The following is a 15324-nucleotide window of genomic DNA, read 5'->3' as shown; positions in this document are numbered from 1 at the left end:
TCAACAACTGTCAAAGCTGACAGTTTTTAAGATCGCTTCGAAATAACGCTGCTTTTTCATCACGATATCGCGCTAGCAAGAGAGCCTGCCTATCGCCTGCCAAGACTGCGGCTATTAGCCGACTTGCCAACTCGGGTCTAGCCTTACCAGTCCGAAGTCGGCACGAGCCGGCCGCAGACCTGATAGGGATCCGAACATGGCAAACGAATCGAAATGCCCGTTCAACCACGCCGCCGGCGGCGGTACGACGAACCGTGACTGGTGGCCGAATCAACTCAATCTGAAAATCCTCAGCCAGCATTCCCCCAAGTCCGATCCGCTGGGCCAGGACTTCGACTACGCCAAAGCCTTCAAAAGCCTCGATTTTCAGGCGCTGAAACAAGACATCAGAGCGCTGATGACTGACTCCCAGGACTGGTGGCCGGCCGACTTTGGCCACTACGGCCCGCTGTTCGTGCGCATGGCCTGGCACAGCGCCGGGACCTATCGCACCGCCGATGGCCGTGGCGGCGCCGGCTCCGGTCAGCAACGCTTCGCCCCTCTCAACAGCTGGCCGGACAACGTCAGCCTCGACAAGGCCCGCCGCCTGCTGTGGCCGATCAAGCAGAAATACGGGCGCAATATTTCCTGGGCTGACCTGATCGTGCTTACCGGCAACGTCGCGCTGGAATCCATGGGCTTCAAGACCTTCGGTTTTTCCGGGGGCCGCGCCGATGTCTGGGAACCGGATGAAGATGTTTACTGGGGCTCGGAAACCGAGTGGCTGGGCGGCGACAACCGTTACGGCAAGAGCAATGGCCCAGTGCAAGAGCCCGGTGACGGCACGCTGGTGGCTGAGCCCGATTTGCATGGCAGTGAAGAAAGCCGCACCGATCAGGGCGAACGCAATCTGGAAAATCCCCTCGCCGCCGTGCAGATGGGCCTGATCTACGTCAACCCGGAAGGCCCGGAAGGCAACCCGGATCCGGTGGCCTCGGCCAAGGATATTCGCGAAACCTTCGGCCGCATGGCCATGAACGACGAAGAAACCGTGGCGCTGATCGCCGGCGGCCACGCGTTCGGCAAGACCCACGGCGCCGGCCCGGCCGACAATGTCGGTCCCGAACCGGAAGCGGCTGGCCTTGAGCAACAGGGTCTGGGCTGGAAAAACGCCTTCGGCACCGGTAAAGGCGCCGACACCATCACCAGTGGTCTGGAGGTAACCTGGACCACCACGCCCACACAGTGGAGCAACAACTATCTGGAAAACCTGTTCGGCTTCGAGTGGGAGCTGACCAAAAGCCCGGCGGGCGCCCATCAGTGGCAACCGAAAAACGGCGCCGGTGCCGGCACCGTTCCCCACGCTCACGATCCGAACAAGAAGCTCTCGCCGACCATGCTCACCTCCGACCTGGCGTTGCGCTTCGATCCTGCATACGAGCAGATCTCCCGGCGTTTCCTGGCCAATCCCGATCAGCTCGCCGACGCATTCGCCCGCGCCTGGTACAAGCTGATCCATCGTGACATGGGTCCGCTCTCTCGCTACCTCGGCCCGGAAATGCCACAAGAGGAATTGCTCTGGCAAGACCCGCTGCCCGACGTGACGCACCCGCTGATTGACGACAGCGACGCTGCGGCGCTGAAAACCAAGGTGCTGAATTCAGGACTGTCGGTGTCGCAACTGGTTTCGACCGCGTGGGCGGCGGCGTCGACGTTCCGCGGCTCGGACAAGCGCGGTGGCGCCAACGGCGGACGCTTGCGTCTGGCCCCGCAGAAGTTCTGGCAGGCCAACCAGCCCGAACAACTGGACAAAGTGCTGAGCACGCTGGAAAGCATTCAGAACGAGTTCAACGGTTCTGCTGCCAATGGCAAGAAGATCTCGTTGGCGGACCTGATCGTCCTGGCCGGTAATGCCGGGGTGGAAAAAGCCGCGCAGAACGCCGGGCATTCGGTGTCGGTGCCGTTTTCACCGGGCCGCGTCGATGCTTCGCAGGAGCAGACCGATGTCGAATCGTTCGGCTTCCTGGAACCGATCGCCGATGGCTTCCGCAATTACAGCAAAGGCAAATACACGGTTGCGGCAGAAACCCTGCTGATCGACAAGGCGCAGTTGCTGACTCTCACGGCACCAGAAATGACCGTGCTGCTGGGTGGTTTGCGGGTATTGAACACCAATGTCGGCCAGACGCGGCATGGCGTGTTCACCGATAAAACCGAAACGCTGAGCAATGACTTCTTCACCCACCTGCTGGACATGGGTGTGGAGTGGACCCCAACGTCACGGGATGCCGATGAGTTTGAAGGCCGTGACCGCAAGACCGGGGCGCCAAAGTGGACGGCGACGCGGGTGGATCTGGTGTTCGGCTCCAATGCGCAATTGCGCGCATTGGCCGAGGTCTATGCCAGTTCCGACGCGAAGGCGCAGTTCGTCAACGATTTCGTCAAGGCATGGACGAAGGTGATGAATCTGGATCGGTTTGATCTGCGTAAATAGCTGTTTGTTGTGCCAATGAAAATGCCGCTCGTTGAGCGGCATTTTTTTGTTGATCGTTCCCACGCAGAGCATGGGAACGATCAATTAAACGCCCCAACATTTAATCGGCGTCAAGCCAGGCTTTTGCTCACCACTTCATACACATCACTGGACAGCGACCCGGACGCCAGAATCCGCTCCAGTTCAGCCTTCATCAACGCCTGGCGCGCGCTGTCGTATTTGCGCCAGCGGGTCAGCGGTGCCAATTGACGTGAGGCGATCTGTGGGTTGAAACCGTTCAGTTCGATCACCAGATCGGCAAGGAAGCGATAACCGGAACCGTCCGCCGCGTGGAAGTTGATCAGGTTCTGCCCGGCGAACGCGCCGATCAGTGCCCGCACCTTGTTCGGGTTCTTGATGTTGAACGCCGGGTGCTGCATCAACGCCTTGACGCGCGCCAAACCGCCCGGCAACGTGCTGCCGGCCTGCACGCTGAACCACTGGTCCATGACCAGCGGATTGTCCTTGAAGTGCTCGGCGAAGCTGGCCAAAGCCAGGGCCTTCTGCTCTTCGAAAGGCGAGTTGACCAGCACCGCCAGCGCGGTCAGGCGCTCGGTCATGTTGTCGGCAGCCTCGAATTGCTCCAGCGCCGCTGCCAGCACTTCCGGCTTGCCGCTGAGCATCAGGTACGACAGGGCGATGTTCTGCAAGGCGCGACGGGCGAAGTGCTCGGCTTCGGCCAGGTACGGAGTCTTTTTCGACAGATCGCGGTTGGCCTGATAACGCAGCCACAGCGCTTCGAACAAGCCTTCGGCGAGTTGCTTGCGGGCAAATTCGCGCGCGACATGAATCGCCTCGACGTCGGCCACTTCGCTGATCTCGGTGAGATAAGCCTCACCCGGCAGCGAGAGCATTTCGGCAACCATCGCCTGATCCAGCGACTCGTCGGACAGCACCGTGCGCAGCGCCGACACCAGACGCGGATCGAGCTTCAGGCTCTCGCCTTTCTGATGCTGGCCGATCAACTCTTGAAGCACTTGCACCGAAAGTTGCTGACCGGCATCCCAGCGGTTGAAGCCGTCGCTGTCGTGCTGCATCAGGAACATCAGTTGGTCGCGGTTGTACGGGAAACTCAATTTCACTGGCGCCGAGAAGCCACGCAGCAGCGACGGCAGCGGCTGTTCGTTGATGTCGACAAAAGTGAAGGTCTGCTCGGCTTCGGTTACCGAAATCACCCGAGTGGTGCCTTGTGCCGAGGCTTCGCCAGCCAGACGCAGAGCGATTTCATTGCCCTGGCTGTCGAGCAGGCCGAGCTCGACCGGAATCACGAACGGCAGTTTTTCTACCTTGTCCGGGGTCGGCGGGCAGCTCTGGCGGAAGGTCAGGCTGTAGGTTTTCGCCGCAGCGTCGTAGGACTCGCTGACGGCCAGACGCGGTGTGCCGGCCTGGCTGTACCAGCGTTTGAACTGACTGAGATCAACGCCATTGGCATCTTCCATGGCCTTGACGAAGTCGTCGCAGGTCACGGCCTGACCGTCGTGGCGTTCGAAATACAGATCGCTGCCCTTACGGAAGCCTTCGGCGCCCAGCAGGGTGTGGATCATGCCGACCACTTCCGAACCCTTTTCGTACACGGTCAGGGTGTAGAAGTTGGAAATCTCGATGAAGCTGTCCGGACGCACGGCGTGGGCCATCGGCCCGGCATCTTCGGCGAACTGGTGAGTACGCAGGTACGCCACGTCCTGAATGCGCTTGACCGTCGCCGAGTTCATGTCCGAGGAGAAACCGGCATCGCGGAACACCGTGAAGCCTTCCTTCAGCGACAACTGGAACCAGTCGCGGCAGGTCACGCGGTTGCCCGACCAGTTGTGGAAGTATTCGTGGGCGACGATCGCCTCGACCCGCTGGTGCGCGGCGTCGGTCGCGGTTTCGGCGCGGGCCAGCACGGCGCTGGAGTTGAAGATGTTGAGGCCCTTGTTCTCCATCGCGCCCATGTTGAAATCGTTGACGGCGACGATCATGAAGATGTCCAGATCGTACTCGCGACCGTACACCTCTTCATCCCAGCGCATGGATTTCTTCAGGCTGTTCATCGCGTGCTGGCACTTGTCGATGTTTTCCGGCTCGACGTAAATGCGCAGCGCGACATTGCGCTGGCTCATGGTGGTGAAGGTGTCTTCGACGCACCACAGATCACCGGCGACCAGCGCAAACAGGTACGCCGGTTTCTTGAAAGGATCTTCCCAGGTCGCCCAGTGCCGGCCGTCTTCGCCGGGGCCGGAAGCGATCGGGTTACCGTTGGAGAGCAACACCGGGTAGCTGTGCTGTTCGGCCACGACGGTGGTGGTGAACTTGCTCATCACGTCCGGGCGGTCGAGGTAATAGGTGATCTTGCGGAAGCCTTCGGCCTCGCACTGGGTGCAGAACATCGTGCCGGACTTGTACAGGCCTTCCAGCGCGGTGTTGGTTTCCGGGTGGATGCGCACGCTGGTGTCGAGGGTGAAGGTTTCACTGGTTGGCTGCAGAGTCAGGTGGCTGTCGGAGACTTGATAGTCAGCGGCGCTCAGCTCCTGATCCGCCAGAGTTACCGACAGCAGCTCCAGTTGCTGGCCGTCGAGCACCAGCGGCGGCAGGCCGGCGCCGCGTTCAGGGTTGCGGCGCATCACCAGTTGCGCGTGAACCAGGCTGTGGTCCTCGAACAACTCGAAGGTCAGGTGGGTTTCGTCGATCAGGTACTCGGGTGCCTGATAGTCCTTGAGGTAAATCATCTTCGGTTGTTCGGTGCGCATGCTGGAATCCTTATTGATGCACGGCGAGCTGGTACGCCGTGTATTTACGAATGTTGATCACGCCGGTGTCGAAGATCAGGTACTGGCCCTTGATCCCCAGCAGCGTGCCTTCGGCAATCGGGTTCTTGTCCAGGTTGAAGCTGACGATTTTCGCCGGGTATTGCTCGACGGGATAGCGGATTTCCAGCGGTTCGACATCGGCAATCGTCTGAATCGCCTGTAGGCCGAATCGCTCCTGCAACCCTTGCAGGCCTTCGGCGCAGCTTTCGAACAACTGATCGCGCACCTGCGCCAGATCCACCGCCGCCGCATCACCTTTGAGCAGCGCGCGCCAGTTGGTCTTGTCCGCCACCTGGCTGCGGAACAGGTCCTCGACAAACCCCGATTGCTGGCGTGTCGATACACGCATGATTGGCAAGGCTTGACTCGCACCCTGGTCGAGCCAGCGGGTCGGCAACTGCGTAGCACGGGTGATGCCAACCTTGATGCCTGACGAATTGGCCAGGTAAACCACATGGTCGGTCATGCAGAACTGCTGGCCCCACACCGGATCACGGCAGGTGCCGGCGTCGAAGTGGCAGCGTTCCGGGCTCATGATGCACAGGTCGCACTGCGCCAGTTTGGTCATGCACGGGTAGCAATAGCCCTGACTGAAACTGGTTTTGGTTTTGCGCCCGCAATGGGTGCAGTGAATCGCCCCCAAAAACTCCAGACGCAGCGTGCTGCCGATCAACGGATTGACCGGCACCTCGACGTCATCCAGACGAAACGCGTACTGCACGTTCGACCCGTCCAGACGCGCCGACATTTTGCTGATTGCACCGCGGCCAATCTCGATCAATGGATGGCATCCGACTTGAACAGGATGTTCGGCACTTCGATCGACTTCGACGCACACTCTTGCGGGCCCATGTAGCCAGTGCGCTGGTCTTCCGGCAGGTTCTGGATTTCCCAGGCAATCATCGCCTGCAACGACAGCTCGCGCTGTTCGGCAGTGAGTTTGTTGCCGTCGGACCATTTACCGATTTCCACGGCCAGTTTCAGGCTTTCGTAGATGTCCGGGGTGATGTTGTTGATCATGTCGTTGAAAGAGGACATCAGGGTCTCCGTGCTCTTTGCTGAAACAAAAATGTTAGACGGCCAGTTTACGGCGGTTATACAAACCGCCCAACAAACCGGTAAAGCATCCGATGAGTAACCCGCTCAGGTGCGCGGCGTTGGCGATCTGGCCGAAACCGATCAGCGAGATCAGCCCGGACATGCACACCACCAGCCATACCAGCATCATCACCAGCACGCCGCGCGGCAGACGATAGGCCGGGTTCGGCGCCAGCAACTGGAAGATCCAGCAATGCCCGAGCAAGCCGTAAAGCACACCAGACAGACCGCCGAACAGGCTCGGGCCGCTCCAGACGAACTGGGCGTAGTTGGACACCAGACTGAACAACAGCGTCAGGCCGATCAGGTTGATGCTGCCCTGGCGCGACTCGATGCGCCGCCCCAGCTCCCAGTACCACATACCGTTCATGGCCAGATGGAGGATGCCGAAGTGGATCAGCATCGGCGTCACCAGCCGCCACCACTGCCCCGCCGCGAGGCTGTCGGCCAGCGGCGTGAAGTGGATGTACTCACCGATCACGCGGAAATCGAGGAAGGTCAGCCAGCGCAAGGTCTCGAGGTTTTCGCCGAGGAAGGTCAGACCACCGACGATCAGGCTCAACAGCAGAATCAATCCGGTGGCTTTGGCGTGTTTCAGCTGCTCGGCGAAGCTCGGGCGCTTGAAGGTCTGGCCCATGGGTACGTTCAGTTGCTGATCCGGGTCGCCGGCCGGGAAGCGCTCGTACAAGGAACGCACGTCCTCGCTGATTTCTTCTGGTGCCCACAGCACCTGCTCGCCCGCCTCTTCGCTGACCCGATGCGGGACCTGCATGCGCTGCAACAGTTTGACGAAACCGCTCAAATCCACCGCCAACGGCAGGCGCAATACCGCTACCGCACTCATTGCAGCACCTCCGGCCGCTCGACATCGACCCAGACAAATTTTTGCGGATCCAGGCGCGTTTCCTGATCCAGACGATAGGCCACCAGTTTGCCGTAGAGCACGGCGCTGTAATCCAGGCACGCGAGGTTCGGGCGGATCGGCGCCGGTTTGCCGCTGCGCCAGTAGTGGCCGACGAACAGCAACGGCTCGTCGACGCCGTAGCGCAGCAGGGAATTCTTTTCAGTGGACGTCAGCGGCGTCTGCGCGACAGGTTCGGGCAGTGCATCGGGCTGGAACACGATGTCGCCATAGGTTTTCGGGTCGTCTTCCCAGAACTTGGTGCGGAAGAACGAACGCACCAGACCGTCGCCACTGGTCATGGTCAGGCCACCCGGCAGGCGCATGTCGGTGCCGCGCAGCAAGCGGTCGAACACGGTGCAAGCGAAGCTGCCGGGCACCGCCGAGGCCTGGAGGAAATGCTCATCGACGCAGCCATTGGGGAACAGCGCCCGCAGCGGCTCGATCAGCCCGGCGTCCCAGCACGCATGCACCACGCGGAAACGACCGGCATCGACGAACAGCGGCAGCTCGTAGAACCACTGCTGGAAGTCATGCCAGTCGCCGGGATGGTCCTCGAATTGGCTCAGGGTTTCCTGCAACAGCCGCGCATGGCGCTTGGTGTGTTCGCGCACGAACTGCTTGCCGCTGCCCGGTGGCGCCGGGGTGACCCAGCCGAGCGCGTTGAATTCGTGGTTGCCCATGATGCACAGCGCCTGCCCCGCCTCGACCATGTCGTGGACGATGTGCAGCGCCTCGCGAATGCGCGGGCCACGGTCGATGATGTCGCCGACGAACACCGCCATGCGTGAAGGATGCCGCCAGACCCCGCCCTGCTTGTGATAACCGAGACGGTCCAGCAAGTGTTCGAGGGTCATGGCGCATCCGTGCACGTCACCGATCAGGTCGTAACTGCGCGCGGGATCGAGCATCAGTCGCCTCCGCCCCCCAGCTTGCTGCCCCAGCCAAGCTTGGTGCGGCACACCTCGTAGTAATTGTGATCGAGCGGATGAATCAGGCGCAGCTTCTGCGCTTTCTTGCTCACGGTAATGGTGTCGCCCGGTGCGCAGGTGAAGTGGTTCTGGCCGTCGCAGGACACCTGCGGGTAGATCTGCATATCTTTGGACACGACGATTTTCAGCTCACTGTTGCCATCGACCACGATCGGCCGTCCCGACAAGGTATGGGGGTACATCGGCACAATCACAATAGCGTCGAGCTTGGGATGCATGATCGGCCCGCCGGCGGACAACGCGTAGGCGGTGGAGCCGGTGGGCGTCGCGACGATCAGGCCGTCGGCCTTCTGGCTGCAGACGAACTGGCCGTCGATGTACAGCTCGAATTCGATCATCCGCGTCGATTTGCCCGGGTGCAGCACCACGTCGTTGAGCGCATCGCCCTGGCCGATGGCCTCGCCATGGCGACGCACTTCGGCTTGCAGCAGGAAACGGTTTTCTACCAGATAGTGGCCGTCGAGCACTTCGGCGACCTTGATTTCCAACTCGTCGGGGCGAATATCGGTGAGGAAGCCAAGGCTGCCACGGTTGATGCCCAGCACCGGAATATTGTGCCCGGCCAGCGCCCGCGCGGCGCCGAGCAGGCTGCCGTCACCGCCGACGACGATGACCATGTCACAAACTTCGCCGAGCATCTTGCGCGACGAGGTTTGCAGGCCATGGCCGGGCAGGACTTCAGCGATGGTGTCTTCGAGGATCACATGCAGGTGACGGTCGAGCAGAAAGCGTTTCAGTCGGCGGACGGTATCCAGCACCTGGGAACTGCCCAGGCGACCGATGATGCCGATATTACGAAATTGCTCCATGGGACCTCTGCGGACAATCGAAAACGCGAAAACCCGATTATGGGCGAAAGCGCCAGATAGACAAAATCCTTTCAGCCTCAAGGGTGCACTCAGGTTTAAGGCTATGCTCGCAAGATGATCCTGTTCCCCGACTTGTTGCAATTGCCCCATCGATTACGCCATCCCGAAGTGCGGGACCTGGCGTGGGTGATCCTCGCGCCGCCGATGCTCGCCGCCACGCCGTGGCCCCAGCGCCATCCGCTTGCCGGCAGCGACTGGGTGCACGACCCGCAGCGCCTCGAACATTGGCTGCACCAGCTCGACCGCGACAGTTACGGCCTGCTGCAATGGCTGTCGCAGGCGCGCACCCGGCGTCTGGGCCTGTATTACGAGCGTCTGTGGCAGTTCGCCGTGGAGCATGCGCCGGGCATCGAACTGATCGCCGCCAACCTGCCGATTCGCCGCGCTGGGCACACCCTCGGCGAGCTGGACATGCTGCTGCGTGACCGCGACGGCGTGCATCATCTGGAACTGGCGATCAAGCTCTACCTTGGCCCGCAGGATGGCGATGGCCGCGATCCCGCGCAGTGGCTGGGGCCGGGTTGTCATGACCGGCTGGATCGCAAACTGGCACATCTGGCCGAGCATCAATTGCCGATCTCGGCGCGCCCGGAAAGCCGCGAGGTGCTCGCGGCACTGGATATCGAAACCTTCAGCGCGCAGTTGTGGCTGGGCGGTTATCTGCTGTATCCGTGGCCGGGGCAGGCCGACTCACCGAACGGCGCGCATCCACAACATCTGCGTGGCAGTTGGCTGCATCAGAGGGACTGGCCGGCGTTTGTCGCGCAGCGCCCGCCGGGCCGCTGGCAACCCCTGCCCCGCCATGCGTGGCTGGCGCCGGCGCATTACCCGGCGGATCAGGTCTGGACAGATGAGCACCTGCGTTTGTGGCTGGCAGACCTGCCAGCACTGGCCCCGGCGCAGTTGCTGGTACGCCTGACCGAGAATGCCCAGGGCGAATGGGAAGAGGCGGAGCGGTTGTTTCTGGTGGCGGATCTTTGGCCGAATGTCCCCGGCCAAACCTGAGATTTGTGGTGTCCGACCCAATTCGCGAGCAGGCTCGCTCCCACAGAGAATGCATTTCAAATGTGGAATGCGATCCCTGTGGGAGCGAGCCTGCTCGCGAAAAGAGCAACTCGGTCTATAGGGATAACCGCACCGCCAATGCCGCCAACGTCACCAGCAACACCGGCACCGTCAACACAATCCCGACACGGAAGTAATAGCCCCAGCCGATATGGATGCCTTTGCGCTCCAGCACGTGCAGCCACAACAACGTTGCCAGGCTGCCGATCGGAGTGATCTTCGGCCCCAGGTCGCTGCCGATCACGTTGGCGTAGATCATCGCTTCCTTGATCACCCCGCTGGCCTGACTGGCGTCGATCGACAGCAAGCCAATCAACACCGTTGGCAAGTTGTTCATGATCGACGACAGCAGCGCCGTCAGCACCCCGGTGCCCATCGCCGCGCCCCACACGCCGTGGCCGGCGAATACATCCAGCCACCCGGCGAGGTAACCGGTGAGTCCGGCATTGCGCAGGCCGTACACCACCAGGTACATGCCCAACGAGAAAATCACGATTTGCCACGGCGCTTCTTTCATCACTTTGCGCGTGGAGATTTTGTGGCCGCGCGCGGCAATACCCAGCAGCAGCGCGGCGCACACCGCCGAAATTGCGCTGATCGGAATGCCCAGCGGTTCGAGGGCAAAGCAGCCGATCAACAGGATCACCAACACCGCCCAACCGGCGTAGAACGTCGCTTTGTCGTGGATCGCGGTGTGCGGGTTTTCCAGCTGTTCCGGATCGTAAGCGGCCGGGATGTCGCGACGGAAAAACCACAGCAACATGCCCAACGTCGCCGCCACGCTGACGAAGTTCACCGGCACCATCACCGCTGCATAGCGGTTGAAGCCGATGTGGAAGAAGTCCGCCGAAACGATGTTGACCAGGTTCGATACCACCAGCGGCAGGCTCGCCGTGTCGGCAATGAACCCGGCGCCCATGACGAAAGCCAGCGTCGCCGCCGGTGAAAAGCGCAACGCCAACAGCATCGAAATCACGATCGGCGTGAGAATCAGCGCCGCACCGTCATTGGCGAACAGCGCAGAGACCAGCGCGCCGAGCAGCACCATAAAGGCAAACAATTTGCTCCCACTGCCCCGCCCCCAACGCGCCACGTGCAGCGCCGCCCAGTTGAAAAAACCAGCCTCGTCGAGCAACAGGCTGATGATGATCAGCGCGACGAAGGTGCCGGTCGCATTCCAGATGATCTGCCAGACCAGCGGGATGTCCGTGAGGTGAACGACGCCAAAAATCAACGCCAGCACGGCGCCCAACGTTGCACTCCAGCCGACGCCGAGCCCCTTGGGTTGCCAGATGACGAGGGTGATGGTCAGCAGGAAAATCAGTGACGCAGCGAGCATTCGCAGAAGCCTTCAAATAGCGAAACGGGTGGAAATCGAACAAATGTGGGAGCGAGTCTGCTCGCGAAAGCGGTGTGTCAGACTAGAAATTGTTATCTGACAGTCCGCCTTCGCGAGCAGGCTCGCTCCCACAGTGAGTTTCGGTAAATTTATTTCTTGTGTTGCTCGACGAACTGGCCGTACGCATCGATGAATTTCTGCAGGAACGGTTTCACCGAGTCGCTCAGTTTGCCCGCTTCGTCGAACGCATTACCGGCGCCGCCCAGGTAGGCTTCCGGCTGTTGCAGGCAGTGAATATCGAGGAAAACGAAGGTCTGGCGCAGGTGCTGGTTGGCGCCGAAGCCACCGATGGCGCCTGGCGATACGCTGATCACCGCGCCGGGTTTGCCACTCCACGCGCTCTGGCCATAAGGGCGCGAACCAACGTCGATGGCGTTCTTCAACGGTGCCGGGATCGAGCGGTTGTACTCGGGGGTGACAAACAGCACCGCGTCGGATGACGCCACTTTCTGACGGAAAGTGCTGTAGGCTGCCGGCGGAGAATCGCCGTCGATGTCTTCGTTGTACAGCGGCAGTTCACCGATTTCGACAATCTCGAGCTTGAGATTGGCCGGTGCCAGTTCGGCGAGGGCCAGTGCGACTTTGCGATTGATCGATGCCTTGCGCAGGCTACCGACCACTACAGCGACGTTGTAGACATTGCTCATGGATGACTCTCGATGGTCCGTGGGAAGAGTCGCTAGTTATAGATGATCCAGTGACATTTTCACCAGTGGTCATTGGTTTTTCCTGCGCGAGGAATATTTTTTTCCTGTAGGAAAACTTACCGAGCTTGCTGACGGTCTACAAAGCCGCAAATCAAGCGTTTTATCTCCAGAGGTTCTAAGCAGATGGCAGCAGTACTCGTCGGTCAGTTTCATGCAAGAGATGCGGAAGGCCGCGTTTATTCCGTGCATGAATTCCAGGAATCGAACCCGTCTGCAGACGGATCCACTGGCTCGGAGCCCATTTACAAACTCGCCATTGGCGATCGGGTCAACAAGGTCAGTGACAGCGAGTTTCTCCTGGTTCAATCAGGCATTACCCTGATCCGCGAACCCGAGCCAACCGTTGCTTCATAACCCTGCATTATGAGCAGAAGTCATGCGAGCGGACTTGGGGTAGGATTCAGCGTCTGACCCCACCTGCTGAACATGGACTTCACGCATGCGTTTACGCCACATCGAAGTGATTCAGGCGCTCTTGCAGACCGGTCACCTGGGCACCGCCGCCGAATGGCTGCAACTGCCGGTGACCGAGGTCGAAGAGCGTTTGCGCGAAGCCGAGAGTCAGTTGGGGTTCATGCTGTTCGCCAGCGTTCGCGGTCGCCTGCAATCGACCCCCGAAGCGCGCGCCCTGCAAGTGGAAATCGCACACGTTTATGAGGCGCTTGAGCCGGTGCAGCGTCTGGCCAGCAGCCTCAAGCAATACCTCGCCCCACCCCTGCGCATCATCGGCACCCCGCCGCTGGCTCAACAATTACTGCCACAAAGCCTTGCGACTCTGCGTCGGCGCTTGCCGGACGCACCTTGCAGCCTGCTCAGCGCGCCGACTCGCGACATCGTCCGCAGCCTGTTATTGCGCGAAAGCGATCTGGGCCTGAGCCTGCACGATCCCGAACACCCCGATATCCACTGCCAGCCGCTGGCCCAGGGCAAGCTGCAATTGCTCGCTCCGCACGGCTGGCTGCAGCCGAAACAGAAATACATTTCCCTAGTGGATCTGGCCGGTCAGGCCATGGTCGGTCTCGAAGGTCAGGATCCACTGAGCCCGGCGCTGGAAAACAAACTTCAGGCCTTGCGCCCGGCACCGAGCATTCAGACCCGCGTGCAGACCCATCAGATGATGCGCAGCATGGTCGAGGCCGGCGAAGGTCTGGCCATCGTCGATCCGTTCACCGCTCTGGGCGCCCGCGCCGGTGGCCTGGACGTCTGCCCATTGTCACCGGCGGTGCCGATCAGCCTCTACGCCCTGACCTTCAAACATGCCGCGCCGTCGGCGGCGATTCAGACCTTGCTGGCGATCGTCACGGAACAAGCCGAGGCGATGTTGTCGAGCTGAGTGGTTTTTCCAGCGGATTATCGAACAGGCGATACCAGAACAACGCGACTTCAGCGGTATGCGGATCGATGCCGCGATAGCGTAACTGGTCGATGCCGCCGATCACATAACCGCAACGCTCATACAGACGACAGGCGCCGAGATTGTTGTTCTGGGTTTCGAGCATGATGCCCGGCAGCTTCTTCTTGCGACTCCAGAACTGCGCGACATCGAGCAACGCCTTGGCCACACCGTGGCGGCGGGCCGGGGCGTGCACCGCCAGTTCATCGATGTGGGCAAAGCCGTTCCAGTTGGTGCTGATCACCAGGTGACCGACCGGCTCGTCGTCCAGGTACGCCATGAAAATCGCACTGTCGGGCGCGTTGTGAAAGGCGCTGAATTCTTCGGGATCGATGCCGTAGCACTTGCGGTACGGCACGATTGGCGTCACCGGCCATTGCTCGACCGGTTTGCCGATCACGGCAGCGCCGTAGGCAGCGACCTCGAAACTGAAGTCGCTGCCCCAGATATACGGCGCAAAACCTTCGTCGGCTACACGCACCGACAACCCTGGGTATTTCGGATTCATGACCGGTTGCATACTGGGAAAAGTCCTCATTCCTTGACGCAGCCGACGGTGTCGACCTTACCGTCGCGATGGATGATTGCCAGCGCAAATTTCAACTCTTTGTACATGAGGCTCAGTGTCCTGAGGCGGCAGATTTGCACCTGACCAGTGCACTCAGGGTAGAGGGTTGCGGCGAATGTGGCGAGGGTGGCAACTTGGCTCCATGTCGCCAAACGCAAAAAATCGCTGCCTTCCTGGTCCCCACTATGGAATGCATTCCCCGTAGGAGCTGCCGAAGGCTGCGATCTTTTGATCTTCTGATCTTTTGATTTTTCAGACCTGCGCATCAGCCTCGGCAATCTGCGTCCACAACGCCGGCGCTCCCGCCGATTTGGCGATGATTTCCAGCCGCACCAGATGCGCCGCCAGTTCTTCTTCGGTCGCCCGGATGATGCGTGCTGGCTGGCGATCGACCGGCAGGCGGCGGATTTCGGTAGCCGAGTTGTCGGCGCCCTCGCCCGTGCCATTGCCGTCGGACGCGTTGCCAGCCAGCGACAGGCTGGTCTGGCCGCCGGTCATGGTCAGGTAGACGTCGGCGAGAATCTCCGAGTCGAGCAAGGCGCCGTGCAGTTCACGGCCGGAGTTGTCGACGCCGTAACGTTTGCACAACGCGTCGAGGCTGTTGCGCTGCCCCGGGTGACGTTCCCGGGCCATCATCAGGGTATCGAGGATGGTGCAATGCTGGGTGATATCGGCGCGATCGTGCTGGCCCATCAAGGCAAATTCGTTGTTGATGAAGCCAACGTCGAACGCCGCGTTGTGGATGATCAGCTGCGCGCCCTGGATGAACTCGAAGAACTCGTCGGCGACTTCGGCAAAGCGCGGCTTGCCGACGAGGAATTCGTTGGTGATGCCGTGCACACCGATCGCGCCTTCGTCGCTCTCGCGATCCGGTTGCAGATAAACGTGAAAGTGCCGGCCCGTCAGGCGCCGACCGATCAGTTCGACGCAACCGATTTCAATGATCCGGTGACCATCGGTCACCGGCATGCCGGTGGTTTCGGTATCGAGTACAACGGATCTGGTGGCCATCAGTGCTCAGCTCTCAACGG

The 15324-nt window shown here is 60.8% G+C and carries 15 protein-coding genes; 4 read left to right on the top strand and 11 right to left on the bottom strand.

Annotation, left to right across the window (positions count from 1 at the left end; genetic code table 11):
• Positions 1-196 precede the first annotated feature (196 nt).
• Complete coding sequence (katG, locus tag AB4N73_RS05375) at positions 197-2473, top strand: catalase/peroxidase HPI (protein WP_256808871.1); 2277 nt, start codon at positions 197-199, stop codon at positions 2471-2473.
• Positions 2474-2583: 110 nt separating this feature from the next.
• Here the strand turns inward: katG and pepN are convergent, their stop codons facing one another.
• Genes pepN through AB4N73_RS05345 form a run of 6 tightly spaced genes read right to left on the bottom strand, consistent with a single transcriptional unit; the run spans position 2584 to position 9101 of the window.
• On the bottom strand, positions 2584-5241 hold the full coding sequence (gene pepN / locus AB4N73_RS05370; RefSeq protein ID WP_460143019.1) for an aminopeptidase N: 2658 nt from the start codon (positions 5239-5241) through the stop codon (positions 2584-2586).
• 10 nt (positions 5242-5251) lie between these two features.
• Positions 5252-6082, bottom strand: coding sequence for a DUF2797 domain-containing protein (locus tag AB4N73_RS05365; RefSeq protein WP_016774216.1), 831 nt, complete (start codon positions 6080-6082; stop codon positions 5252-5254).
• Positions 6079-6339, bottom strand: a complete 261-nt coding sequence (locus tag AB4N73_RS05360; protein ID WP_016774215.1) for a YeaC family protein — start codon at positions 6337-6339, stop codon at positions 6079-6081. The genes AB4N73_RS05365 and AB4N73_RS05360 overlap by 4 nt, the downstream gene beginning before the upstream one ends.
• A gap of 34 nt (positions 6340-6373) precedes the next feature.
• On the bottom strand, positions 6374-7243 hold the full coding sequence (locus AB4N73_RS05355) for a rhomboid family intramembrane serine protease (protein WP_305382673.1): 870 nt from the start codon (positions 7241-7243) through the stop codon (positions 6374-6376).
• Positions 7240-8211, bottom strand: a complete 972-nt coding sequence (locus AB4N73_RS05350) for a metallophosphoesterase (RefSeq protein WP_095179579.1) — start codon at positions 8209-8211, stop codon at positions 7240-7242. The genes AB4N73_RS05355 and AB4N73_RS05350 overlap by 4 nt, the downstream gene beginning before the upstream one ends.
• Positions 8211-9101, bottom strand: a complete 891-nt coding sequence (locus AB4N73_RS05345; RefSeq protein ID WP_460143018.1) for an NAD(+) kinase — start codon at positions 9099-9101, stop codon at positions 8211-8213. The genes AB4N73_RS05350 and AB4N73_RS05345 overlap by 1 nt, the downstream gene beginning before the upstream one ends.
• Before the next feature lie 114 nt (positions 9102-9215).
• Between AB4N73_RS05345 and AB4N73_RS05340 the strand changes: the two genes are divergently transcribed.
• The gene (locus tag AB4N73_RS05340; RefSeq protein WP_375123442.1) at positions 9216-10166 is read left to right on the top strand and encodes a DUF1853 family protein; all 951 of its coding nucleotides are present in this window, start codon (positions 9216-9218) and stop codon (positions 10164-10166) included.
• 115 nt (positions 10167-10281) lie between these two features.
• On the opposite strand, the gene AB4N73_RS05335 is transcribed toward AB4N73_RS05340, so the two are convergent.
• Complete coding sequence (locus AB4N73_RS05335; RefSeq protein ID WP_460143017.1) at positions 10282-11565, bottom strand: arsenic transporter; 1284 nt, start codon at positions 11563-11565, stop codon at positions 10282-10284.
• Between the two features lie 149 nt (positions 11566-11714).
• Complete coding sequence (locus AB4N73_RS05330; protein WP_039763234.1) at positions 11715-12272, bottom strand: NADPH-dependent FMN reductase; 558 nt, start codon at positions 12270-12272, stop codon at positions 11715-11717.
• 183 nt (positions 12273-12455) lie between these two features.
• Between AB4N73_RS05330 and AB4N73_RS05325 the strand changes: the two genes are divergently transcribed.
• Both AB4N73_RS05325 and AB4N73_RS05320 read left to right on the top strand, forming a co-directional pair.
• Complete coding sequence (locus AB4N73_RS05325; protein ID WP_041480622.1) at positions 12456-12686, top strand: hypothetical protein; 231 nt, start codon at positions 12456-12458, stop codon at positions 12684-12686.
• An 85-nt stretch (positions 12687-12771) separates the two neighbouring features.
• Positions 12772-13665: a LysR substrate-binding domain-containing protein gene (locus AB4N73_RS05320; RefSeq protein WP_041480623.1), complete on the top strand. Its 894-nt coding sequence runs from the start codon at positions 12772-12774 to the stop codon at positions 13663-13665.
• Here the strand turns inward: AB4N73_RS05320 and AB4N73_RS05315 are convergent.
• The 3 genes from AB4N73_RS05315 to dnaQ are packed head-to-tail and all read right to left on the bottom strand — an operon-like array spanning position 13631 to position 15304.
• Positions 13631-14245, bottom strand: a complete 615-nt coding sequence (locus AB4N73_RS05315; protein ID WP_016774208.1) for a GNAT family N-acetyltransferase — start codon at positions 14243-14245, stop codon at positions 13631-13633. The two genes, AB4N73_RS05320 and AB4N73_RS05315, sit on opposite strands and share 35 nt — an antisense overlap.
• 14 nt (positions 14246-14259) lie before the next feature.
• Positions 14260-14559, bottom strand: a complete 300-nt coding sequence (locus AB4N73_RS05310; protein WP_305382668.1) for a hypothetical protein — start codon at positions 14557-14559, stop codon at positions 14260-14262.
• A complete protein-coding gene (gene dnaQ / locus AB4N73_RS05305) occupies positions 14546-15304 on the bottom strand; it encodes a DNA polymerase III subunit epsilon (RefSeq protein WP_041480624.1) in 759 nt (252 codons plus the stop codon). Before dnaQ ends, AB4N73_RS05310 begins: the two co-directional genes overlap by 14 nt.
• Between the last annotated feature and the right edge of the window lie 20 nt (positions 15305-15324).

The organism is Pseudomonas sp. S3_B08, assembly GCF_054667725.1.
Note: the sequence above shows the minus strand (reverse complement) of the source record. Positions and strands in the feature narration are given on the sequence as shown.

What these genes read in the sequence shown, in the direction of transcription:
- dnaQ (WP_041480624.1), bottom strand. Translation starts at nt 15,304, where the DNA reads ATGGCCACCAGATCCGTTGTACTCGATACCGAAACCACCGGCATGCCG.
- AB4N73_RS05315 (WP_016774208.1), bottom strand. Translation starts at nt 14,245, where the DNA reads ATGCAACCGGTCATGAATCCGAAATACCCAGGGTTGTCGGTGCGTGTA.
- AB4N73_RS05330 (WP_039763234.1), bottom strand. Translation starts at nt 12,272, where the DNA reads ATGAGCAATGTCTACAACGTCGCTGTAGTGGTCGGTAGCCTGCGCAAG.
- AB4N73_RS05325 (WP_041480622.1), top strand. Translation starts at nt 12,456, where the DNA reads ATGGCAGCAGTACTCGTCGGTCAGTTTCATGCAAGAGATGCGGAAGGC.
- AB4N73_RS05335 (WP_460143017.1), bottom strand. Translation starts at nt 11,565, where the DNA reads ATGCTCGCTGCGTCACTGATTTTCCTGCTGACCATCACCCTCGTCATC.
- katG (WP_256808871.1), top strand. Translation starts at nt 197, where the DNA reads ATGGCAAACGAATCGAAATGCCCGTTCAACCACGCCGCCGGCGGCGGT.
- AB4N73_RS05320 (WP_041480623.1), top strand. Translation starts at nt 12,772, where the DNA reads ATGCGTTTACGCCACATCGAAGTGATTCAGGCGCTCTTGCAGACCGGT.
- AB4N73_RS05355 (WP_305382673.1), bottom strand. Translation starts at nt 7,243, where the DNA reads ATGAGTGCGGTAGCGGTATTGCGCCTGCCGTTGGCGGTGGATTTGAGC.
- AB4N73_RS05310 (WP_305382668.1), bottom strand. Translation starts at nt 14,559, where the DNA reads ATGCGCAGGTCTGAAAAATCAAAAGATCAGAAGATCAAAAGATCGCAG.
- AB4N73_RS05345 (WP_460143018.1), bottom strand. Translation starts at nt 9,101, where the DNA reads ATGGAGCAATTTCGTAATATCGGCATCATCGGTCGCCTGGGCAGTTCC.
- pepN (WP_460143019.1), bottom strand. Translation starts at nt 5,241, where the DNA reads ATGCGCACCGAACAACCGAAGATGATTTACCTCAAGGACTATCAGGCA.
- AB4N73_RS05350 (WP_095179579.1), bottom strand. Translation starts at nt 8,211, where the DNA reads ATGCTCGATCCCGCGCGCAGTTACGACCTGATCGGTGACGTGCACGGA.
- AB4N73_RS05340 (WP_375123442.1), top strand. Translation starts at nt 9,216, where the DNA reads ATGATCCTGTTCCCCGACTTGTTGCAATTGCCCCATCGATTACGCCAT.
- AB4N73_RS05360 (WP_016774215.1), bottom strand. Translation starts at nt 6,339, where the DNA reads ATGTCCTCTTTCAACGACATGATCAACAACATCACCCCGGACATCTAC.